Consider the following 20,021-nt stretch of genomic DNA (forward strand, 5'->3'; position numbering starts at 1 on the left):
CGGGCGCCGTCACAGCGGGATGGGGCCGAGGTCGGCGGCGGTCTGGGCCAGCGCGCGGATGACGGGGCCGTCGGCGGTGGAGCGCCAGGTCAGGGCCCATCGCATGGCGGGTGCGTCGGTGATGGGCAGGAACACGATGCCCGGCGGGCTGTTGTAGCGGGCGGCGATCTCGCCCAGCGGGTGGACGCACCGCCCGGTGGCCACCAGGGACAGGATCTCGTGGAAGGTGCGCCCGATGGGCCCGCGCGGGATGCGGCGGCCGCCCGGCGTACGGGCGGGGATCATGGACTCGACCCAGTAGCCGGGGGCGTCGGGGCCGAGGTCGACGACGCTGGCGTCGGCGAGGTCCTCCAGGGACGCGGTGCCGCGCGCGGCCAGCGGATGGTCCGCCGCCACGGCCAGCACGCGGCCCCCGGTGAGCACGGTGGGGCCGACGGTGAGGTCCGGTTCGGCGACGGGCAGCCACAGCACGTTCACGTCGTTCTCGCCGGTGCGCAGGGCGGTGAACGGGGCGCTGCCGTTGATCTCGGCGAGCTGGACGTCGACACCGGGGTGGCGGGCGCGGAACGCGTCGAGGAGCGGCCGCAGCTCGTGCCCGGCGTGGCCGAACACGCCCAGGCGCAGGGTCCGCCCCGCGCCGAGCCCGGCCGCTTCGGCGCGGGCCAGTCCCGCCTGGAGGAGGTCGACGGCCTGCTGCAGGTCCTCGCGGAGGCGGCGGCCGACCGGGGTCAGGGTCACGCGCCGGCTGGTGCGGTCGAACAGCACCACGCCGAGGCGCCGCTCCTGCTTGCGGACGGCCTGGCTGACGCGCGCCTGGGACACGTGCAGCCGCTCGGCCGTACGGCCGAAGTGCAGCTCCTCGGCGAGCGTCAGGAAGATCTCGATGTCGCGTAGCTCCACGCATAACCCCGGAGTTATCGATCGCCCTGCGAATCCTACCTTGTTCCGCCGCTGACCTGCCTCGATGCTGATCCCGTGGCCGCCCGGCTGGGCGGCACGTCGATGCGGCACGGGCCGAACGATGATGGGAGAACCCTGATGGACCTCGCGCTGTGGATCGCCGCCGGGCTGCTGGCCGCGGTCGCCCTCGTCGGCGGCGTCACCAAGACGTTCGTCTCCAAGGAGAAGCTGGCGGCGCAGCATGGTGGCGAATGGACGCGGAACGCCGGCGCCGGATTCGTCAAGACCCTGGGGGTCCTCGAACTCCTGGCCGCGGCCGGCCTGATCCTGCCGGCCGCGCTGGACATCGCGCCGGTCATGGTGCCGGTGACCGCCCTCTGCTGGATCCTGCTGATGGTCGGCGCGATGGTCACCCACGGCCGCCTCGGCCAGTTCAAGCTCGTGCTGGTGAACAGCGTCTACCTCGCCCTCGCGGTCTTCATCGCGGGAGGCCACCTCGCCACCTGACCCCGGCGCGACCGGCGGCGGATCGGTGCCAGGATTGGATCATGGACGCGGGGGGCCTGTACGGGAGAAAGGCCGAAGAGGACGCCATCGCCGAGCTGCTGGAGGGCGCCCGGTCGGGCGCCAGCGGGTCGCTGGTGCTGCGCGGCGAGCCGGGCATCGGCAAGACGGCGCTGCTCGACCACGCCGCCGCGGCGGCCGGGGACATGCGGCTGCTGCGCGGCACGGGGGTCGAGTACGAGGCGGAGCTGCCGTTCTCGGGGCTGCAGCTGCTGCTGCGCCCGGCGCTGGGGTCCCTCGGCACGCTGCCCGGCCCGCAGCGCGAGGCCCTGGCGGGGGCGTTCGGGCTGGGGCCCGCGGCCGGCGCGGAGCCGATGCTGGTGGGGCTGGCGGTGCTGTCGCTGCTGACCGAGTACGCGGCCGAGGCGGGCCTGCTGTGCCTGGTCGACGACGCGCAGTGGCTCGACGCGGCGTCGCGCGACGCGCTGCTGTTCGCCGCCCGGCGGCTGCACGCCGAGGGCGTCGCCATGCTCTTCGCCTCGCGGGACGGTGACTCGGGGGACGGCGCGGAGCCGTTCCCCGCACCCGGCGTCCCGGAACTGCGGCTGTCCGGGCTCGCCCCGGAGGCGGCCGCGGCGCTCCTCGACCGGCACCGGCTCGCGCCCGCCGTGCGCTACCGGCTGCTCGCCGAGGCCGGCGGGAACCCGCTGGCCCTGCTGGAGCTGCCGGTCGCCCTGGCCGCGGAGGGCGGCAGCGCGTTCGCGCCCGGGGCGCTCCCCCTCACCGGCCGGCTGCGGCTGGCCTTCCACGGGCAGGTGAGCCGCCTGCCGGAGAACTGCCAGCGGCTGCTGCTGGTGGCGGCGGCGGACGAGACCGGCGATCTGGCCGTGATCCTGGCCGCCGCCACCGCGCTGGGCGCCGGTGTCGACGACCTCGCCCCCGCCGAGCGGGCCGGGCTGGTGGTCCACGGCGACGGCGCCACGATCCGCTTCCGCCATCCGCTGATCCGCGCCGCCGTGTACCAGCGGGCGCCGCTCGGGGAGCGGCTGGCCGTCCACCGCGCGCTCGCGGCGGCCCTCGTCGCCCCCGAGCACGCCGACCGCCGGGCCTGGCACCTGGCGGCCGCCGCCACCGGTCCCGACGAGGAGGCCGCCGCCGCGCTGGAACGCACCGCCGCCCGCGCCCGCGAGCGCAGCGGTCACGAGGCGGCCGCGGCGGCGTACGAACGGTCCGCCCGGCTGAGCGCCGCCCCGGCCGCCAGGGCGCACCGCGAGGCGCTGGCGGCGGAGGCGGCCCTTGAGGCGGGTGATCTGGAACGCGCCCTGGACCTGGGCGACCGCGCCGCCCGGCACCCGGACCACGACCCCGCGATGAACGCGCGGATCGCCCAGGTGCGGGCGCTCGCGGCCTTCTGGCAGGGCTCCTTCCCCGCCGCCCACCGGTCGCTGCTCGACGCCGCCGGACTCGTCCGCGACACCGATCCGGGCCAGGCCGCGGTGCTGCTCGTCCAGGCCGTGCACACCGCCTGGTACCTGGGGGAACGGCAGCTCGCGGCGACCCTCGACCGGCTGGCGGCGCTGCCGCTGGACGGCGCGGACCCGCTCGCGCCGGTGGGGCCCTACCTCGCCCGACTCGCCCGGGACCGTTCCGGCCGGCCGGCGGTGCTGGGCGACACCCTCGCGGAGGTGCGGCGCCGGGGCCGGGTGCCCGACCAGGTGTTGATGATCCTCTGCGGGGCGGGGCTGGCGCTGGGCCAGGACGGCGACGCCTACGAGCTGGCGGCCGCGCTCGCCGCCGAGCACCGCGCCCGCGGCGGCGCCGGGCGGCTGCCCACGGTGCTGTTCTTCATGGCCGAGGGCGAGGTGTTCACCGGCCGGCATCTGGACGCGCTCGCCACGGCGGCCGAGGCCCTGGGGCTCGCCCGCGACACCGGCCAGCGGCACTGGGTCAGCCAGTTCAGCAGCGTGCTCGCCTACCTCGACGCGGCCAAGGGGGACGAGGCCGGCTGCCGGCGCCACGCGGAGGAAGCGCTGGCGGGCGCCACCGCCGGGACCGCGTCCCCCGGCGCGCCCTGGGCGCACTGGTCGCTCGGGCTGCTGGAGCTCGGGCTCGGCCGCGCCGAGGCGGCCCTCGCCCGGTTCGAGCGCCTGACCCGCGAGCCGATGCGCCACCACATCTGTGCCACCCGCTCCACTCCCGACCTGGTCGAGTCGGCCGTACGGGTCGGGGCGCCGGAACGCGCCGCCGAGGCGCTGGCGCGCTTCGAACGGTGGGCCGGGGAGGTCCGGCTGCCCTGGGCCGACGCGCTGGTCCTGCGCTGCCGCGGCCTGCTCGCCGCCGAGGACGAGGCCGAGGCGTTCTACACCGCGGCCCTCGACCTGCACGACCGGGACGGCCGGGCGCTGGAGTACGCCAGGACCGCGCTGCTGTACGGCGAGTGGCTGCGCAGGGCGCGGCGGAAGGCGGAGGCGCGCGGGCGGCTGAACGACGCCTTGGAGGTCTTCGACCGCCTCGGCATGCGGCCGTGGGCCGAGCGCGCCCGCGGCGAGCTCACCGCGACCGGCGCCCCGGCCCGCGATCCCAGACCCGCCGGGGGCGCGGCCGCCGCCCTCACCCCGCAGGAACTCCAGATCGCCCGGCTCGCCGCGCGGGGCCTGTCGAACCGCGACATCGCCGCGCGGCTCTTCCTCAGCCACCGGACGGTCGGCTACCACCTCTACAAGGCTTATCCGAAGCTGGGCATAGCCTCCCGGGGCGAGCTCAAGGAGCTCGCCGACCGGCTCGGCCTGTGACCGGATCGGGGGCCGGGCCCGGCCCCCGATCCGGAGGGTCACCCCTCGTCCAGCGCGGCCCGCATGGCCTTCGCGGTGGAGGCCGGGTCGTAGCCCTCCGGGACGCCTTCCACCAGGATGATGTCGCCCTCGATGTGCCGCGAGCGCAGCGGCGCGATCTCCTGGTACTCGGGCGAGTCCCACCAGGCCCGCGCCTCGGCGATCCCGGGGAAGCCGATCATCACGACGCTGCCGGGCCAGTGGCCCTCCTTCACCTCGTGCGGCGTGACGTGCACGAGGAAGCGGCCGCCGTACGGCTCGAAGGTGCCGGGAAGGCGCTCGATGTACTCGGCGATCTCGGGGTGCGGGGCGGCGTCCCGCAGGCTGGCGATGGCGTAGGCGGTCATGGTCACTCCTCGGTTCCGGGGGCGTTCAGGGGCGTTGAGGGACGTGCGGGGACGTTCAGGCTCCGGCCGGGACCTTGTCGAGGAAGCCGAGCACCTGGCGGATCCGCCCGTCGTCGCCGACCACCGCCACATCGAAGCCGACCACGACCGGCTCGCCGCCCTCGGGCCCCAGGTGCCAGGTGAAGCGCGCGATGTCGTGGTGGGCGTCCACGGGCCCGCCGAGACTGAACACCAGCCCGCCGAACTGCGCCTGGACGGCCGCGATCGTGGCGTCCAGGCCGTCCCTGCCCTGCACCGAGACCAGCGGGTCGGTGTACACCGCGTCCTCGGCGAAGACCTCCGCCAGGACCGCCTGCCGCGCGGCGGCGCCGGTCTCGTTCCACGCGGCGAGGTAGCGCTCGACCAGGTCGTTCATGTCACTCATCTGCATTCTCCTTGCGGTTCGTGCGGGCCGTTATGGGCCGTGCTCGTCGTGACACCCAAACTAGGGAGACGGGAGCGGCGAGGAATCTGACGCGCTTAGGTACTTTCGCCCGCGCCTTAGGTACGCGATGAGTCCGGCCGCCGCCGGCGGTCCGTATCACCGACAGGCGATCGACCCGCACGCGAGGAGAGCATCATGACCGTCACCTACACGTTCGACGTCTTCTCCAGCCTCGACGGCTACGGCGCCGCGGACGGCGACTGGACCGGCTACTGGGGCAAGCAGGGGCCCGAGCTCCTCGACCGCCGGCTGGCCCTCTACGAGGAGGAGCAGCGGATGGTGTTCGGGGCCACCACGTACCGGGCGTTCGCGCAGATGCTGGCCGCGAGCACCGAGGACTCCGACGTGCGCGACCCGTGGGTCACCCGGATGAGGAGCCTGCCGGCGACGGTGGTGTCGAACACCCTGGAAGGCCCCCTGGACGCGCCGGACGCGACCGTCGAGCGCGGCGACGCCGTCGACGTCGTCGCCCGGCTGAAGGAGGAGTCCGAGGTGCCGCTGCGCTCGCACGGCAGCCTGTCGATGAACCGGGCGCTGCTGGACGCCGGCCTGGTCGACCGCGTGCAGGTGACGCTGTTCCCCGTGATCACCGGCCGGTCCGGGCTGGACCCGGTCTTCCGGGGCGCGGCCGACTTCGACCTCGAACTGCTGGAGCAGCGGACGCTCGACGGCCACGTCCAGGAGCTGATCTACCGGCCCACGCTGCACGTCCAGGCCGGCCAAGGAGGCTGACGGAAGCCGGTCAGTCCTGGTCCGCGGGGAGAGAGGGAGCCGGCTCCGGCTCGTCCTTGCCTTCCTTGCCCCTGTCCTCCTTGTCGTCTCCGTCCTCGCCGGCGGGCTCCCCGAGCGGTACGCCGCGCACGTTGAGCAGCATCAGCGCGGCGCAGCTCAGCGTGAGCGCGATGTCGGCGACGTTGCCGACGAACGGCCCGTAGTCGATGAAGTCGACGACGTGCCCCCGGCCGAACCCGGGGTCGCGGAAGAACCGGTCGATCAGATGGGACGCCGCGCCGCCCAGCAGCCCGCCGAGCACGACGGACCAGGCGGCCGACCGCGACCGCCTGCCCACGTACAGCGTGCCGGCGACCACGACGGCGGTCGCCAGCGCGAACACCCAGGTCGCGCCCGTTCCGATGGAGAACGCGGCCCCGGGGTTGTACAGCAGCCGGAGCTGGATCAGGTCCGGGATCAGCGCGACCGGCTCGCGGCCGGTGAGCGCCGAGATCGCCCACTCCTTCGACGCCTGGTCGATGAGCAGGATCACCGCGGCCAGCATGATCATCAGCCGGTAGAGCCGTGGCCTCCGGTCCGCTGCCCGCGGTTCTCGTCCGTTCGACACGCTCGCCACCTTATCCGCAGCCGGATCGGGCCCGGCCGCCGGAAGGAACCGGCCGAAAGTACGACCGCGGCGGCGCGGACCGTGCTTTCGCCCGGTGCCGCGGGACCGCGCCGGTCCCGACGATGGACGCATGTCGAACGAGCATTCCCTCCCGGTGCTGCGCGCCGAGGGGCTGACGAAGAGGTACGGCCGCCGGGAAGCGCTGTCCGGGGTCGATCTCGATATCCCGGCCGGCCGCGTGGTGGGCCTGGTCGGCCCGAACGGCGCCGGCAAGTCGACGCTGCTGAACCTCGCCTGCGGGCTCCTGGAGCCGACGTCGGGCTCCCTGCGCGTCCTGGGGTCCCGGCCGGCGGCGAGCGCCGCGCATCTGGCGCGGGTCGGGTTCGTGGCGCAGAACACCCCCGTGTACCCGTCGTTCAGCGTGGCCGACCACCTGCGCATGGGCGCGCGCCTCAACCCGTCGTGGGACGGGGAGCTGGCGCGGCGGCGCGTCGCGCAGGTCGGTCTCGGCCCGGACCAGAAGGCGGGCCGGCTGTCGGGCGGCCAGCGCGCGCAGCTGGCGCTGACGATCGCCGCCGCCAAGCGGCCCGAACTGCTGATCTTCGATGAGCCGGCCGCCGCGCTGGACCCGCTGGCGCGCCAGGGGTTCCTGGCCAACCTGATGGAGTTCGTCGCGGAGCTCGGTGCCAGTGCCGTGCTGTCGTCGCACCTGCTCGGCGACATCGAGCAGGTGTGCGACTACCTCGTCGTGCTGTGCGCCGCGCGGGTCCAGGTCGCCGGCGACGTCCGCGACCTGCTGGACGCGCACCGCCGGGTGGTCGCGCCGGACGGCGAGTTCGGCCGGCTACCGGCCGGGATGGAGATCATCTGGATCGACCGGCGGGCCCGTACAGCAGCGCGGTCGTACGCACCGGCGTGCCGTCCCCGCCCGTCCCGTTCCAGGTCGAGCCCGTCACGCTGGAGGAGCTCGTGCTCGGTCACATGTCCCGGGCGAACGCGCCCGCCGCCCACGCCGAGGCCGTGACCGCGGGAGGCGCGCGATGATCTGGTTGAGCTGGCGGCGGTTCCGGCTGCAGGCCCTCGTCGGCGCCGTCGCGCTCGCCGTGATCGCCGGGTACCTGCTGTACGTGGGCCTGGAGATCCGGGACGCGTACGACGCCTACCGGTCCCGGTGCGCCGACCCCGGTGAATGCGCGCGGGCCTGCTGGCGGTGCTGGGACGGCGGCGGCCGGTACCGGCGGCCGTGGCGGCGCTCTGCGTCGCGGCGCTGACGGTCCTGGCCACCGGCCTGGCCGGCGTCGACCTGCCCGCCGAGCCGAGCCCGGCCCTGGTCCTCGGCCTGGTGGTGCCGGCCGGCGCCGCCGTCCGGCGCCTGCCCCCGGTACGGGCCGGCGCCGTCGCGGCCGCCGGGCTCGCGGTGATCACCGCCGGCCGGCTCACCGCCGGGCCGGCGCCCCGGGTGATCGGCCCGGTGATGGTGCTGGGCGGCCTGGCCTGGCTGGCCGGCACCGGCGCCGGGCTGACGCTGCGGGCCCTGGACGCCCGGTCGCGCGCCGCCGCCGAGCGGGTGCGCCGGGCCGAGCGGCTCGATCTCGCCCGGGAACTGCACGACGTCGTGGCCCACCACATCACCGGCATCGTCCTCCAGGCGCAGGGCGCGCAGCTGGTCGCGCGGCGCGACTCCGGCGAGGTGGCCGGCTACCTCGGCGAGATCGAGACCGCCGGCACCGAGGCCCTGGCCGCGATGCGCCGCGTCGTCGGGCTGCTGCGCGACACTGGCGACACGGCGCCCGCGTCCACCGGGCCCGAGGAGCTCGGCGCGCTGGTCGAGCGCTTCCGCCGGCAGGGCCCCGCCGTACACCTGAGCCTGCCGGAGGACGGCGCGGCCTGGCCGCCGGAAGTGACCAGCACCGTCTACCGCATCGTCCAGGAGGCGCTGACCAACGTGCTGCGGCACGCGCCGGAGGCCCGTTCCGTCACCGTCGCCGTCGGCCGCGACCCGCGGGGCGTCACCGTCGAGGTCACCGACGACGCCCCGGCCGCCGCCGCGCGGCCCCGCCATCGCGGCGGGTACGGCGTGATCGGCATGCGGGAACGCGTCGAGACGCTCGGCGGCACGCTCCGCGCCGGACCGCGGCCCACGGCCGGCTGGACGGTGCTGGCGACGCTGCCCGTCCCCACCAGGGAGCCACGTTGACCGTCTCGGTACTGCTCGCCGACGACCAGGCGATGATCCGCCGCGGGCTGCGGCTGATCCTGGAGGACCAGCCCGACATCACCGTCGTCGGGGAGGCGTCCGACGGGGCCGAGGCGGTCGCCATGGCCCGGCGGCTGCGTCCCGACGTGTGCCTGGTCGACATCAGGATGCCCCGCCTCGACGGCATCGAGGTGACCCGCGCGCTGGCCGGGCCGGGCGTGCCCGACCCGATGCGGGTCGTCGTCGTCACGACGTTCGACCTCGACGAGTACGTGTACGGCGCCCTGCGCGGCGGCGCGGTCGGCTTCGTCCTCAAGGACGCCGGGCCGGCCCTGCTCGTCGAGGCGGTCCGCGCCGCCGGCAACGGCGAGGCGCTGGTCTCGCCGTCGGTCACCGTCCGGCTCCTGCGGCACCTGACGGCCACCGCGGCGCCCGCCCGCGCCGAGCGGCCGCTGCCGCTGTCCGGCCGGGAGCTGGAGGTCGTCCGCGCCCTCGCCCGGGGCCGTTCCAACCAGGAGATCGCCGCGGAGCTGTTCATCTCCGTCAGCACGGTCAAGAGCCACCTGTCGGCCATCCAGACCAAGCTGGGGGTGCGCAACCGGGTCGGCATCGCCGCCTGGGCGTGGGAGAACCGCCTCGTCGACACCGCCTGACCCGCCCCCGCCGGCGGACCGGCCGGCGGGGGTGCGGGTCAGGTACGGCGGACGGTCTCGCGGTACTGCCGGGCGGTGAGCCCGATCTGCCAGGCGGCGGCCTGGACCGGGTCCCGGATCCAGCCGGGCACCAGCTCGCCGAACTCCCGGCGGGTGCCGTCCCGCTCCTCCGTCCCGTTGGTCATCAGCAGCAGGTGCAGGTGGTCGTCGTACAGCCGGTCGACGCACCAGAGGCTGAGGACCTGCCCGGGGTTGCCCGGGTCGGGCACCTCCCTGCCGACCCGCGGCCAGCCCGCCTGGCCGGCCAGCCGGCCCCAGCCGGCCCGCCCGGCCAGGATCTCCACGGCGCAGCGCCGCTGCTCGGAGTTGCGCAGCGACACCGCGCGGCGGATCGGGACGTCGTCCTCGATGATCTCGCGCGGCATGGTGACGCCGTGCCAGGCCCACAGGCACCAGCCGTCGGGGTACCGCACCGCCGGACCGGTCGCGTGGTGGAGGCGGCCTTCCGCGTCATGGTGCAGCTCCGTGGGGCGCTCGGTGAGGATCACGCTGTTCCGCATCGGCCACCACTCCCCCGCCGACCGCGCCACCCGGAGCAGGCCGCCGCCGTGGCGGTCCGGTTCGGCGACGCCGCACCGGGCGAGGAAGTCGAGCTGGGCGAGCCGTCCCAGCAGCCGCGGCGGGAACGCGCCCAGCCGCGGCAGCGCCCCCACTTCGGGCAGCCGCCGCGCGTCCTGCCAGGTCGGGGCGGTGTGGTCGACGGCCGCTCCGGCGGCCCGGCGAAGCCCGGTCTCGACCGCGGCGGTCACCTCGCGGTCGAGCCGGCCCAGCGGCCCGCCCCACCGGCGGTCCCGTTCCAGGCCGCCGAGGTCGGCCGGCAGCGGGTCCAGCATGATCAGGTCGGTTTCGACCGGTTCCCGCGGGACCCGGTCGACGATGGCCTCGCCGGCCGCTTCCGGAAGCGCCAGCCAGGCCCGCCGGGTGATCAGCGGGAGCCGGCCGGCGCGGATGTCGGCGGCGATGGCGCCCGCCATCGGCGAGCCGAGCCAGATCACGTGCTCCGGCGGTCGGCGGCCGGCGCCGAGGTAGGCGTCCTGGACGCCCGCCTCGGCCGCCGGCCGGTCCGCCGGTCCCACGGCCAGGCCGTGGCCCGTCCACTCGTCCCGCACCCGCGGCAGCAGCGCCTGCTGCTCCGCGGTCGGCGCCGGTGGCGGCCGGCCGTGGCCGGGTGCGGGCCGCGGGTCCGCCATCGTCAGTCCGCGACGAAGCGCACGGGCGCGCTCCACGCCTGCTCGCGCGCCGCCTCCTCGCGCGCGGCCCGCTCCCGCGCCTCCTGCTTGCGGGCCAGCTTGCGCGCCTGCTCGCGCTTGCGCCGCGCTCCCGGGTCGAGGACCCGCGGCGCCAGCTCGCGCTTGCGGCGCAGCACGTACCGGCCGGGGGCGATGCCGGTGTTGCCGTGCTCGGGGTGGTCCAGCCACGCGGTCGCGCCGTCGCCGACCACCAGCGATCCGAGGGTGATGTCGTCCGCCGCGCCGTCCCGGGCGTCGTACCGGACGTCGCCCGAGGCGAGCAGCAGGTGCGTGTGCCCGCCCGCCTCGCCGCGGACCACCGCGACGCCGGCCGCCGGGACCGGGGTCGCCGGGGTCCGGTGGTCGGCCTCCGCCATCGCGGCGGGGAGCACCGACACGTCGCCCTGGTGCTGCAGTCCGGCGACCGTCGGGATGTCGAGTTCGGCGGCCAGGAGAGCCAGGTCGGCACCCTCCGACCGCACGGTGCTGAGGAGTTCCATATGAGCCTCCCGCGAAGGGTTTCCATAAAAGCTAGCGGCGCCCGCCATTACGGGAAACGCATTTAATTCGCGGCGGGACGGCAGGACTGGTCGGTTTCGGGAAGGGCGCCGGTGGCCAGGTAGGCGTTCACCTTGGCGTCCACGCAGGCGCTTCCGTATTCGCCGTAGATGCCGTGGGCGGTGGTGTCGCGCAGGGTGAGGAGGCGGGAGCCGGTCAGCGCCCGGTGCATGGCCCTGCTGCCCTCGTACGTGGTGGCGGTGTCCCCGGTGGCGGCGACGATCAGCGCGGGAGTGGAGTTGCCGACGCGCGTGAGGGGCTCGCGCGGCGCGGTCGGCCAGAACGCGCAGGGCCACAGGTTGTTCTTGAGCGGACCGAAGAGGGGGTGGCGGGCGCGGCTGCGCTCGACGTCGTTCCAGTAGGTGTCCGGGTCGCGGGGCGCGGCGCGGTCAGCACAGGTGATCGCGACGGACGGGCTGACGAGCGGTGAGCCCGCACTGGTCAGGACGAACGCGAGGAACCCCTCGAATTCGGGGTCAGGGGCGGCCGGGCGGCGGTGCGCGGCCTCGTTCAGGGTCCGGACCATGGAGGCGAAGCCCGCGCGCTTCTCGGGGCGGTCGTCGCCGGAGCCGGCCAGGATGTACGGGACCACCTGCTCGTCCACCTCGAACGAACCGACGCGCAGCGGGCGCTCCTCGGCGGCGGCGACGATCGCGTCCACGGTGGCGAGCACGCGGGCGGTCGTGGCGCCGAGGCCGTAGGTGCCGTGGCGCTCGGCGGCCCAGGCGGCCCAGCCGCGCAGCGCGCGCTCCGCCTCCTCCTCGGTGCCCTGCGTCGCCCTGGGGCCCCACTTCCGCGGGTCGCCCGCGCTGTCCAGGACGACGCGGTCGGTGCGGCCGGGGAACATCTGGGTGTAGACGGCGCCCAGGTAGGCGCCGTAGGAGTAGCCGAGGAAGGAGATCCGGCGCTCCCCGAGGGCGCGGCGCACGGCGTCGACGTCGCGGGCCGTGTCGCGGGTGCCGGCGTACGGGAGGACGTCGCCGTGGCGGCGGGCGCAGCGCTCGGCCAGGTCCCGCTGCACCGCGGCCTGGTGGTCGAACCGGGCGCGGGTCTGGCCCGCCGAGCGCAGCCACATGCCGATGGGCCAGCCGCAGTCGATCGGTGTGCTGCGCCCGACGAAGCGCGGGTCCAGGCCGATGATGTCGTAGCGGGCGGCGACGTCCTTCATGGCGGCGCGGGTCTTCAGGGGCATGCCCAGCGTCGGCTCGCCGGGGCCGCCGCTGTTGAGGACCAGGGTGCCGATCCGGTCGGCGCGGTCGGTGGCGGGGAGCCGGGACAGCCCGAGCTCGATGGTGCGGCCGCCGGGCTTGGAGTGGTCGAGCGGCACGGTCAGTTCCGCGCACTGCGCGCCCGCCTTGTCCAGCTCGCCGCCGAGGGCGTCGTCGGCGCCCTGGGCGCAGGGCTTCCAGTCGAGCTGGGGGGACCGGTTCGCGTCGGCGGACGCCGGGTGCGCGACGGCGGCGGACAGGGCGGTCATGGCGAGGGCCGGGACGAGGAGGGCGCGGGTCAGAGCGAAGGTCGATGTCATGGCCGGGACGCTATTCCGGGCCGCCGGCCGGCACGATACAGCCGGCCGCAGGCGCCCTGCTACAGCCCGCTGTAGTGCCCGGCGGGCGCCGGCCGCGGATAATGATCCCCGTACCGGCGTCGCGAGGAGGTGCGCGTGCGGAACCGTGCGATCTCCGGTTCGGCCTATCTGCTGGGCACCCTGGCCACCGCCGCCGCCACGGTGCTCGCGCTGCCGGTGCTGCTCGCGCCGCCGGCGGCGCGGGGCTGGGCCGGCTGGCACCGCCGCCGGGCCGGCCGGCTGCTCGGCGTCCCGGTGGAGGGCCGGCCGGCCGGGCGGGCCTTCGTCTGGGCGCTCGCGCACGTCGCCGCCGGGCTCCCGCTCGGGCTGGCCGCGCTGATGTGCCTGGGCAACATCGTCGTCGCCGCGGTGGCGATGCCGTTCTGGTGGGCGTTCTCCCCCGGCACGCGGCCCACGCTGTTCTCGTTCCTCGACGTCCATGTGGGCGGCTGGGCGACCGCGCTGATCGGCGGCTCCGTCCAGATCGCCGTCCTCTGCGCGGCGGCCTGGTGGGCGCTCCCCTGGGCGGCGCGGCTGCACGCGCGGCTGTGCCTGGCGGTGCTCGCGCCGTCGGCCCGGGAACGGCTCACCGAGCGGGTCGACGTGCTGACCAGGAGCCGGGTCGGTGTCGTCGACGCCCATGGCGCGGAGCTCCGGCGGATCGAGCGCGACCTGCACGACGGGACGCAGGCGCGGCTGGTGTCCATCGCCATGCAGGTGGGCCTCGCCCGGGACTCGCTCGCCGAGGACCCGGACACGGTGGCGGCGCTGCTCCAGCAGGCGCACGAGACGGCGGAGGAGGCGATGGCCGAGCTCCGCGCGGTGCTCCAGACGATCTATCCGCCGATCCTCGCCGACCGCGGGCTCGACGGGGCGCTGGCGGCGCTGGCCGCCCGGTCGGGGGTGCCGGTCCGCATCGAGCTCGGCGACCTGGGCGCGCTCCCGGCGGCCGCGGAGGCGGTGGCCTACTACGTGATCGCCGAGGCGCTGACGAACGTGTCCAAGCACGCCGCCGCCACGCGGGCGGCCGTCCGCGCCGGCCGCGCCGGGGACCTGCTGTCCATCGAGGTCACCGACGACGGGACGGGCGGCGCCGACGAGGCGCGCGGCACCGGGATCACCGGGATACGCCGCCGGGTCGCCGCCCTGGACGGCACCGTCCGCCTCGACAGCCCGCCGGGCGGGCCCACCACGCTCGCCGTGGAGTTGCCGTGCGCGTAGAGATCGTTCAGGAGGTTCCGTGCGGGTCGTGATCGCCGAGGACAACGTCCTGCTGGCCGGGGGCCTGGAGCTGCTGCTGGCGGCCAAGGGCTGCGAGGTCGCCGCGGTCGTCGGCGACGGCGAGGCGTTCCTGGACGCCGTGACCGAGCACCGGCCCGACATCGCCATCGTGGACGTGCGGCTGCCGCCGTCCTTCCGCGATGAGGGGATCCACGCCGCGCTGCGGGCCCGCCGCGAGCACGGCGCGCTGCCGGTCCTGGTGCTGTCGCAGTACGTCGAGCGCGAGTACGCCGGCGAGCTGCTCTCCGACGGCCGCGGCGGCATCGGCTACCTCCTCAAGGACCGCATCGGCCGGGTGGCCGAGTTCGTCGACGCCCTGCGCCGCGTCGCCGCCGGCGGCACGGCCATGGACGCCGAGGTGGTCGCGCAGCTCCTCGCGCGCCGTACCGACGACCCCCTGGAATCCCTCACGTCCCGCGAGCGGGAGGCGCTCGCGCTGATGGCCGAGGGCCACGACAACGCCACCATCGCCGAGCGGATGCGCATCTCCGACAACGCCGTCCACAAGCACATCGGCAACATCTTCGCCAAGCTCGGCCTGGCGCCGGACGACTCCGGCCACCGCCGCGTGCGGGCGGTGCTCGCCTACCTGGACGGCACGCCCGGCCGGGACGGGCAGCGCTGGTAGAATCGGGCCCATGCTGATCGAGGTCGACAGACTCTAGCCACCGATCCGCCGGTGGCTTTCACCTCGGGGAGCGCCGCTCCCCCAGTCTGTGGTGACCGCTTTCCTCTCGCATTCCTCTCGCATTCGACCCACCGCCGTCCCGCCATGGGTCCATGCCCGCGAGCGCACGCGTGAGAGCACCGCGCCGGTCGACGCCGAACCGATCTCGATCACAGCCGTCCCGCGCGGGCGGGCAGAAAGCAGAGAAGCACGCACCATGTCCAGCACATCCAGCAAGTCCGCCATCACCCTTCGCGACCTGACGTTCGAGTGGCCCGACGGCGCCGTCGCGCTCTCCGGCGTCAACGGCTCGTTCACGGCCGGCCGGACCGGCCTGGTCGGCCGCAACGGCGCCGGCAAGTCGACCCTGCTGCGGCTGATCGCCGGCATCCTGACCCCGACGGCGGGCCACATCGACACGGCCGGCGAGGTCGGCTACCTGCCGCAGCGCCTGGACGGGCTCGACGAGGACGCGAGCGCGATGGAGAACGTGCGTCCGGTCGCCCCGGAGACGCCGCCCGGCACGATCCGCAACCAGCTCGCCAGGCTGCTCCTCCGCGGGGACGCCGCCGACCGGCCGGTCCGCACCCTCTCCGGCGGCGAGCGCTTCCGCGTCTCCCTGGCGCGACTCCTGCTGGCCCAGCCGCCGGCCCGGCTGCTGATCCTGGACGAGCCCACCAACAACCTAGATATCACCAGCGTCGAGCAGCTCGCGGAGGCGCTCGACGCCTACCGCGGGGCGCTCCTCGTCGTCAGCCACGACTTCGCGTTCCTGGACCGGATCGGGATCGACACCGTCCTCGAACTCGACCACGACGGCCGCCTCCACCAGCGCCCCGGCCTGGACCCCTGACCGCGGGCGCCGGCCGGGCGCTCGCGTCCCGGCGGGTCTAGCGGGGCTCGGGGTTGTCGTAGGCGTGGCGGGCGCGTTCGACCTGGTCGAGGTGGGTGCCGGCCCAGTCGGCGAGGTGGGCGAACAGCGGGGCGAGGCTGCGGCCCAGGTCGCTGATCTCGTACTCGACGCGGGGCGGGACCTCGGGGTGGTACGTGCGCACGATCAGGCCGTCGCGTTCGAGCTGCCGCAGCCGCTGCGTCAGCACCTTCGGAGTGATCGTGGTGATCCGCCGCTGGAGCTCGACGAAACGCTGCCGGCCGTGCTCGTTGAGCGTCCACAGGATCGGCGTGGTCCACCGGCTGAACACGATGTCGACCACGGGCGCGATCGGGCAGGCCAGCTCCGCGGCGGCGGGCCCGGTCGCGGCCTTCCAGGTCGTGTCGGCCATGCGAAAGGCTCCTCTGAGGTAGTCACTTTCCTCTAGGTACCTACTATATCCAGGATGTTAGCGTCGCCTGCGTCGCGGAGGAGACCGCTCCTCCGGACGGACTTTATGGCAGGAGACGACCATGATCGTTGTGACCGGAGCGACCGGGAACGCCGGGCGCGAGCTGGTGCGGGAGCTGGCGGCGGCCGGGGAGGCGGTGACGGCCACGTCCCGGAACATCGCGGCGGCCGACATGCCGGAGGGGGTGCGGGTCCGGCCGGCGGACCTGGCCGACGCGGAGAGCCTGCGGCCGGTGTTCGACGGCGCCAGGGCCCTGTTCCTGCAGAACGGCGGCGCCAGTGCTCACGAGCTGAGGATGGGCGACATCCTCGACGCGGCCAAGGCCGGCGGTGTCGAGCGGGTGGTGCTGCTGTCCTCGCTGGGCGTGGCGACCCGGCCGGAGTCGGCGTCGCACGGGGTGCTGGGGCTGTCCATCGAGGAGGCCGTGCGCGGGTCGGGCCTGGACTGGACGATCCTGCGGCCGGGCAACTTCGCGTCCAACACCTTCGCCTGGGCCCCGTCGGTGCGGGCGGACCGGACCGTCGCGGCGCCGTTCGGGGACGTCGGGCTGCCGGCCGTGGACCCGGCCGACATCGCCGGGGTGGCGGCCGCGGCGCTGCGGGAGGACGGCCACGCCGGGCGGTTCTACGAGCTGACCGGCCCCGTCCCGGTGACGCCGCGGGAGCAGGCCGAGGCGATCGGCGCCGCGCTGGGCGAGCCGGTCCGGTTCGTGGAGCGGACCGCGGAGGAGGCGCGGGAGGCGATGCTGCGGTTCATGCCGCCGGACGTGGTGGAGACGACCCTGTCCATCCTGGGCGACCCCACGCCGGCCGAGCGGCGCGTCAGCCCGGACGTCGCGGAGGTGCTGGGCCGGGCGCCGCGCGCGTACGCCGAGTGGGCCCGGGCGAACGCCGCCGCGTTCAAATGACCGCTACCCGGACCTGACGGCTTCGAGGACGGGGACGGCGGCGGCGCGCCGCGCGGGGAGCGCCGTCGTCGCCAGCGTCGCCACCGCCGCGCCGGCGGCGACCAGCGGGAACAGCCACCAGGGCGGGCCGGGGCGCAGGAACGAGCTGCCGGTCATCACGTGCAGCAGCGCCAGCGTGCCCATCGCGATCGTGAGCCCGAGGACGGTGCCGAGCGCGACCACGGTGGCGGCCTCCCAGCGGACGATCGAGCGGATCTGGCCCGCGGTCGCGCCCACGGCGCCGAGCAGCCCGAACTCGCGGGTGCGCTCGGCGACGCTCATCGACATCGTGGTCGCCATCCCGAACAGCGCCAGCAGCAGGGCCATGCCCGCGAACGTGTGCGTCGCCCGCAGCGCGCGGGTGAGGGAGGCCGACGCCGCGGCCACGTAGGCGTCGCGGTCGAGGACCCGGACGCCGGGCACGCCGGCCACGGCGCGTTCCAGGGCCGCCGCCGAGCCGCCCCGCACGAGGACGGCCCGGGTCGCGGCGGCGGTGTCGAGCCGTTCCATCGTGGCGGGCGCCACGAGCGCCTGGTCGGCGAACAGGTGGGAGGGGTCGTGGTACGCGTCCGCGACCGTGAGCGCGGTCCGGCCGTGGGCGCCGCGCACGACGATCCGCCCGCCCTGCCGGAGCCCGCGCTCCTTCATGACGGTCGACGAGAGCGCGATCTCCCCTGGCCGCAGCGCGGGCGGCCGGCCGCCCAGCCGCAGGAGGTCGCGGAGTCCGGTCTGCTCGGCGCCGCTGACGAGGAAGGAGAACGGCTCCGGCTCCTCGCCCGGTCCGGCCCGGTCCGGTGACACGAGCCTCACCTCGGTCTGGGTGAGGACGGCCGTCCGCGACACTCCCGGCACGCCCGCCACCCGGGCCGCGGTGTCGCGGGCGAGCGGCGCGGGCGCTCCCTCGGCGGTGCGGGCGGTCGAGGCGATCGCGTGCTCGGCGGCCATGACCTGCCGGCCCGCCTCGCGGAAGCGGTCGTTCACCGAGAGGGTGACGAGGGCGACGGAGGACACCAGCGCGACGCCCAGCATCAGCGACGAGGCGGCCGAGGAGACGCGGCGCGGGCTGCGGGTGACGGTGGCGTGCGCGAGGCGTCCGGTCCCGCCGCTCACCAGCGTTCCGGCACGGCCCACGGCGCCGCCCAGCGGCCGGACGAGGAACGGGGTGAGGACGGCGACGCCGGCCACGGCGAGCAGCGCCCCGAAGAGGGTCATCAGCGAGACCGCGAACGTGCGGTCCGGGCCGGGCGGGTCGCCGGCGCGGACGGCGGCGCCCACCACGAGCCAGAAGCCCGCGCCGAGGAAGACGGCGGTCGCGGCCAGCAGCCGGGGCAGGCGGCGTTCCCGGGTCTCGGCGGCGGTGCTGCGCAGCGCCTGGACGGGCGGGACGCCCGCGGCCCGCCGCGCCGCCCGCCACGCGGCCGCCTGGGTGACCAGGATCCCGGCCGCGGCCGGCAGCGCCAGCGCGGCCCAGCCGAACTGCGGGCCGGCGGCGGAGACGTCGAAGCCGTCCCGCGCGAACAGCCGGACGATCAGCGCCGACAGCGGGAAGCCCGCGGCGACCCCGGCCGCCGACGCGACCGCGCCGAGCGCCAGCGCCTCCAGCCGGATCAGCCGCTTGATCTGGCGGGGCGTGGCGCCGATCGCGCCGAGCAGCGCGAGCCGCCGGGTGCGCTGCCGGACGAGGGTGCCGAACGTGTTGGCCACCACGAACAGCCCGACGAAGATCGCGACGGCGGCCAGCATGCCGACGACGCCGGCGACCGACGCGCCCTCGCTCGCGGCCGCGGCCGCCTGGGCGCGCCGGACGGACTCCGCGGTCCGCACCGTGGCGGCGCCGCCCAGGTTCCGGGCCAGTTCGCCGCGCAGCCGCTCGGCGGGCACGCCCGGGGCCGCCTTCACCCAGACGGCCTGCCAGGTGCCCGCGGGCAGCGAGGCGGCGCGCCGTACGGTCTCGGGCGGGGCCAGCACCAGGTCACCGGCGGCCACCGCGCCGCGGCCCTGGACAGCGACGATCCCGGCGATCCGCACGCGGCGCGTCTCGCGGGGCAGGGTCAGCGTCATCGCGTCACCGACGCGCAGGTTCCCCGTGCGCGCGATGTGCCGGACGACGGCGACCTCGCCGTCCGCGGCGGGCGCGCGGCCGTCCTCCAGCCGGTACGGGTTCAGCCGCGGGTCGGGCGTCCAGGGGCGCAGCAGCGTGCGGCCCTCGGCCGCGGCCATGATCGCCTCCCCGCCGGGGCGGGCGGCCGTCACCGGCACCGCGGCGTCCCCGGCGGCCGCCGCGACCCCGGGCACGGCCGCGACCCGGTCCGGCCGGACGCGGCCGTCCGGCGGGGCGTACGGGTCGTCCGGGTCGACCGTCCCGCCCTGGACGAGCACGTCCGTCCGGGCGTACTCGCTGGCGTCGCTGCCCGCCACCGCCTCCTGCGCGCGCAGCGCGAACTGCAGCGAGCCCGCGATGAGCGCGATCGAGCCCACCGCCGCCAGCAGCGTGGCGGCCGACCGTGCCCGGCTCTCGGCGAACGAGCGGCGCGCGATCAGCCACAAGGCGTTGCCCACGTCCCCAGCCCCCTGATCCATCGCCCGAGATAATCTCAGATGAGACTATATCAGCCGGGACTAGCATGGGCGGATGCTCGACGATCTGCTCGAACGCCTGCTGTCCGGGGAGGGCGGCCCGGCCGCCGGCCAGGTGGGCCTCGGCATGCTCCTGGCGGAGGCCCACAACCGGAGCCGGGACCGGATGAACGAGGCGCTCGGCCCGCTCGGGATCAACGTCCGCGGCTTCGCCGTGCTGCTCGCCCTGCCGCTGTACGGCCCGGTCAGCCAGCGCGACCTCATCGCCCGCATCGGCATCGACAAGTCCACCATGTTCCGGCTCATCGACGAGCTGGAGGAGGGCGGTCTCGTCTCCCGCGAGCGGGCGCCGCGGGACCGGCGCGCGTACTCGATCGTGCTCACGCCCCGCGGTGAGGAGACGCTGGCCGGGGCGCGGCGGGCGGCCGAGGAGGTGGACGAGCACCTCTTCGGCCGCCTCACCGGCCCCGAGCGCCGGCGGCTCACCGGCCTCCTGCGCCGCCTGGCCGAACCGGACTCCCCCGCGAGCTGACCGCAG

General features: G+C 75.8%; 21 protein-coding genes. 12 read left to right on the forward strand and 9 right to left on the reverse strand.

Going from position 1 to position 20,021, the window contains the following annotated elements; all coding sequences use genetic code 11:
• Positions 1–9: 9 nt before the first annotated feature.
• Entirely contained in the window at positions 10–900 is an 891-nt protein-coding gene (locus tag ACA361_RS14030; RefSeq protein WP_375012359.1) for a LysR family transcriptional regulator, read from the reverse strand.
• 138 nt (positions 901–1,038) lie between these two features.
• Between ACA361_RS14030 and ACA361_RS14035 the strand changes: the two genes are divergently transcribed.
• Entirely contained in the window at positions 1,039–1,407 is a 369-nt protein-coding gene (locus ACA361_RS14035; RefSeq protein ID WP_375012360.1) for a DoxX family protein, read from the forward strand.
• Positions 1,408–1,448: 41 nt separating this feature from the next.
• Positions 1,449–4,196: an AAA family ATPase gene (locus tag ACA361_RS14040; RefSeq protein WP_375012361.1), complete on the forward strand. Its 2,748-nt coding sequence runs from the start codon at positions 1,449–1,451 to the stop codon at positions 4,194–4,196.
• 38 nt (positions 4,197–4,234) lie between these two features.
• Here the strand turns inward: ACA361_RS14040 and ACA361_RS14045 are convergent, their stop codons facing one another.
• Both ACA361_RS14045 and ACA361_RS14050 read right to left on the reverse strand, forming a co-directional pair.
• Entirely contained in the window at positions 4,235–4,582 is a 348-nt protein-coding gene (locus ACA361_RS14045) for a DUF1330 domain-containing protein (RefSeq protein ID WP_375012362.1), read from the reverse strand.
• Between the two features lie 55 nt (positions 4,583–4,637).
• A complete protein-coding gene (locus ACA361_RS14050; RefSeq protein ID WP_375012363.1) occupies positions 4,638–5,006 on the reverse strand; it encodes a nuclear transport factor 2 family protein in 369 nt (122 codons plus the stop codon).
• Positions 5,007–5,201: 195 nt separating this feature from the next.
• Here ACA361_RS14050 and ACA361_RS14055 point away from each other — a divergent pair, with 195 nt between their 5' ends.
• The gene (locus ACA361_RS14055; protein WP_375012364.1) at positions 5,202–5,798 is read left to right on the forward strand and encodes a dihydrofolate reductase family protein; all 597 of its coding nucleotides are present in this window, start codon (positions 5,202–5,204) and stop codon (positions 5,796–5,798) included.
• A gap of 10 nt (positions 5,799–5,808) precedes the next feature.
• On the opposite strand, the gene ACA361_RS14060 is transcribed toward ACA361_RS14055, so the two are convergent.
• Positions 5,809–6,405, reverse strand: a complete 597-nt coding sequence (locus ACA361_RS14060; RefSeq protein ID WP_375012365.1) for a signal peptidase II — start codon at positions 6,403–6,405, stop codon at positions 5,809–5,811.
• A 130-nt stretch (positions 6,406–6,535) separates the two neighbouring features.
• Between ACA361_RS14060 and ACA361_RS14065 the strand changes: the two genes are divergently transcribed.
• Genes ACA361_RS14065 through ACA361_RS14080 form a run of 4 tightly spaced genes read left to right on the forward strand, consistent with a single transcriptional unit; the run spans position 6,536 to position 9,255 of the window.
• A complete protein-coding gene (locus ACA361_RS14065; RefSeq protein ID WP_375012366.1) occupies positions 6,536–7,429 on the forward strand; it encodes an ABC transporter ATP-binding protein in 894 nt (297 codons plus the stop codon).
• Positions 7,430–7,445: 16 nt separating this feature from the next.
• Complete coding sequence (locus ACA361_RS14070; RefSeq protein ID WP_375012367.1) at positions 7,446–7,676, forward strand: hypothetical protein; 231 nt, start codon at positions 7,446–7,448, stop codon at positions 7,674–7,676.
• On the forward strand, positions 7,595–8,602 hold the full coding sequence (locus tag ACA361_RS14075; RefSeq protein ID WP_375012368.1) for a sensor histidine kinase: 1,008 nt from the start codon (positions 7,595–7,597) through the stop codon (positions 8,600–8,602). The genes ACA361_RS14070 and ACA361_RS14075 overlap by 82 nt, the downstream gene beginning before the upstream one ends.
• The gene (locus ACA361_RS14080) at positions 8,599–9,255 is read left to right on the forward strand and encodes a response regulator (RefSeq protein WP_375012369.1); all 657 of its coding nucleotides are present in this window, start codon (positions 8,599–8,601) and stop codon (positions 9,253–9,255) included. The genes ACA361_RS14075 and ACA361_RS14080 overlap by 4 nt, the downstream gene beginning before the upstream one ends.
• A 38-nt stretch (positions 9,256–9,293) precedes the next feature.
• Here ACA361_RS14080 and ACA361_RS14085 read toward each other — a convergent pair whose 3' ends face one another.
• The 3 genes from ACA361_RS14085 to ACA361_RS14095 form a co-directional block, all read right to left on the reverse strand.
• Positions 9,294–10,505 (reverse strand): DUF6745 domain-containing protein, encoded by a 1,212-nt coding sequence (locus ACA361_RS14085; protein ID WP_375012370.1) that lies wholly within the window; start codon positions 10,503–10,505, stop codon positions 9,294–9,296.
• 2 nt (positions 10,506–10,507) lie between these two features.
• The gene (locus ACA361_RS14090) at positions 10,508–11,044 is read right to left on the reverse strand and encodes a hypothetical protein (RefSeq protein WP_375012371.1); all 537 of its coding nucleotides are present in this window, start codon (positions 11,042–11,044) and stop codon (positions 10,508–10,510) included.
• Between the two features lie 62 nt (positions 11,045–11,106).
• The gene (locus ACA361_RS14095; RefSeq protein ID WP_375012372.1) at positions 11,107–12,630 is read right to left on the reverse strand and encodes an alpha/beta hydrolase; all 1,524 of its coding nucleotides are present in this window, start codon (positions 12,628–12,630) and stop codon (positions 11,107–11,109) included.
• Between the two features lie 135 nt (positions 12,631–12,765).
• Here ACA361_RS14095 and ACA361_RS14100 point away from each other — a divergent pair, with 135 nt between their 5' ends.
• The 3 genes from ACA361_RS14100 to ACA361_RS14110 all read left to right on the forward strand — a co-directional run bounded on the left by ACA361_RS14100 (position 12,766) and on the right by ACA361_RS14110 (position 15,470).
• Positions 12,766–13,890, forward strand: coding sequence for a histidine kinase (locus ACA361_RS14100; RefSeq protein ID WP_375012373.1), 1,125 nt, complete (start codon positions 12,766–12,768; stop codon positions 13,888–13,890).
• Between the two features lie 19 nt (positions 13,891–13,909).
• A complete protein-coding gene (locus ACA361_RS14105) occupies positions 13,910–14,578 on the forward strand; it encodes a LuxR C-terminal-related transcriptional regulator (protein WP_375012374.1) in 669 nt (222 codons plus the stop codon).
• Between the two features lie 256 nt (positions 14,579–14,834).
• Positions 14,835–15,470, forward strand: coding sequence for an ATP-binding cassette domain-containing protein (locus ACA361_RS14110; protein ID WP_375012375.1), 636 nt, complete (start codon positions 14,835–14,837; stop codon positions 15,468–15,470).
• A gap of 37 nt (positions 15,471–15,507) precedes the next feature.
• Here the strand turns inward: ACA361_RS14110 and ACA361_RS14115 are convergent, their stop codons facing one another.
• Positions 15,508–15,900, reverse strand: coding sequence for a winged helix-turn-helix transcriptional regulator (locus tag ACA361_RS14115; RefSeq protein ID WP_375012376.1), 393 nt, complete (start codon positions 15,898–15,900; stop codon positions 15,508–15,510).
• A gap of 121 nt (positions 15,901–16,021) precedes the next feature.
• On the opposite strand from ACA361_RS14115, the gene ACA361_RS14120 reads away from it, so the two are divergent.
• Positions 16,022–16,867 carry an NAD(P)H-binding protein gene (locus ACA361_RS14120; RefSeq protein ID WP_375012377.1) on the forward strand — a complete coding sequence of 282 codons (846 nt, stop codon included), beginning with the start codon at positions 16,022–16,024 and terminating at the stop codon, positions 16,865–16,867.
• Positions 16,868–16,870: 3 nt separating this feature from the next.
• Here ACA361_RS14120 and ACA361_RS14125 read toward each other — a convergent pair whose 3' ends face one another.
• On the reverse strand, positions 16,871–19,486 hold the full coding sequence (locus ACA361_RS14125) for an FtsX-like permease family protein (protein WP_375012378.1): 2,616 nt from the start codon (positions 19,484–19,486) through the stop codon (positions 16,871–16,873).
• A 52-nt stretch (positions 19,487–19,538) separates the two neighbouring features.
• Here ACA361_RS14125 and ACA361_RS14130 point away from each other — a divergent pair, with 52 nt between their 5' ends.
• Complete coding sequence (locus tag ACA361_RS14130; RefSeq protein ID WP_375012379.1) at positions 19,539–20,015, forward strand: MarR family winged helix-turn-helix transcriptional regulator; 477 nt, start codon at positions 19,539–19,541, stop codon at positions 20,013–20,015.
• The last annotated feature ends 6 nt before the right edge of the window (positions 20,016–20,021 follow it).

Origin of the sequence: Actinomadura sp. 21ATH (assembly GCF_041951345.1) — a bacterium.
Taxonomy (GTDB): Bacteria; Actinomycetota; Actinomycetes; order Streptosporangiales; family Streptosporangiaceae; genus Spirillospora.

What these genes read in the sequence shown, in the direction of transcription:
- ACA361_RS14130 (WP_375012379.1), top strand. Translation starts at nt 19,539, where the DNA reads ATGCTCGACGATCTGCTCGAACGCCTGCTGTCCGGGGAGGGCGGCCCG.
- ACA361_RS14050 (WP_375012363.1), bottom strand. Translation starts at nt 5,006, where the DNA reads ATGAGTGACATGAACGACCTGGTCGAGCGCTACCTCGCCGCGTGGAAC.
- ACA361_RS14110 (WP_375012375.1), top strand. Translation starts at nt 14,835, where the DNA reads ATGTCCAGCACATCCAGCAAGTCCGCCATCACCCTTCGCGACCTGACG.
- ACA361_RS14095 (WP_375012372.1), bottom strand. Translation starts at nt 12,630, where the DNA reads ATGACATCGACCTTCGCTCTGACCCGCGCCCTCCTCGTCCCGGCCCTC.
- ACA361_RS14035 (WP_375012360.1), top strand. Translation starts at nt 1,039, where the DNA reads ATGGACCTCGCGCTGTGGATCGCCGCCGGGCTGCTGGCCGCGGTCGCC.
- ACA361_RS14055 (WP_375012364.1), top strand. Translation starts at nt 5,202, where the DNA reads ATGACCGTCACCTACACGTTCGACGTCTTCTCCAGCCTCGACGGCTAC.
- ACA361_RS14085 (WP_375012370.1), bottom strand. Translation starts at nt 10,505, where the DNA reads ATGGCGGACCCGCGGCCCGCACCCGGCCACGGCCGGCCGCCACCGGCG.
- ACA361_RS14120 (WP_375012377.1), top strand. Translation starts at nt 16,022, where the DNA reads ATGATCGTTGTGACCGGAGCGACCGGGAACGCCGGGCGCGAGCTGGTG.
- ACA361_RS14125 (WP_375012378.1), bottom strand. Translation starts at nt 19,486, where the DNA reads ATGGATCAGGGGGCTGGGGACGTGGGCAACGCCTTGTGGCTGATCGCG.
- ACA361_RS14090 (WP_375012371.1), bottom strand. Translation starts at nt 11,044, where the DNA reads ATGGAACTCCTCAGCACCGTGCGGTCGGAGGGTGCCGACCTGGCTCTC.
- ACA361_RS14045 (WP_375012362.1), bottom strand. Translation starts at nt 4,582, where the DNA reads ATGACCGCCTACGCCATCGCCAGCCTGCGGGACGCCGCCCCGCACCCC.
- ACA361_RS14065 (WP_375012366.1), top strand. Translation starts at nt 6,536, where the DNA reads ATGTCGAACGAGCATTCCCTCCCGGTGCTGCGCGCCGAGGGGCTGACG.
- ACA361_RS14040 (WP_375012361.1), top strand. Translation starts at nt 1,449, where the DNA reads ATGGACGCGGGGGGCCTGTACGGGAGAAAGGCCGAAGAGGACGCCATC.
- ACA361_RS14115 (WP_375012376.1), bottom strand. Translation starts at nt 15,900, where the DNA reads ATGGCCGACACGACCTGGAAGGCCGCGACCGGGCCCGCCGCCGCGGAG.
- ACA361_RS14070 (WP_375012367.1), top strand. Translation starts at nt 7,446, where the DNA reads ATGATCTGGTTGAGCTGGCGGCGGTTCCGGCTGCAGGCCCTCGTCGGC.
- ACA361_RS14075 (WP_375012368.1), top strand. Translation starts at nt 7,595, where the DNA reads ATGCGCGCGGGCCTGCTGGCGGTGCTGGGACGGCGGCGGCCGGTACCG.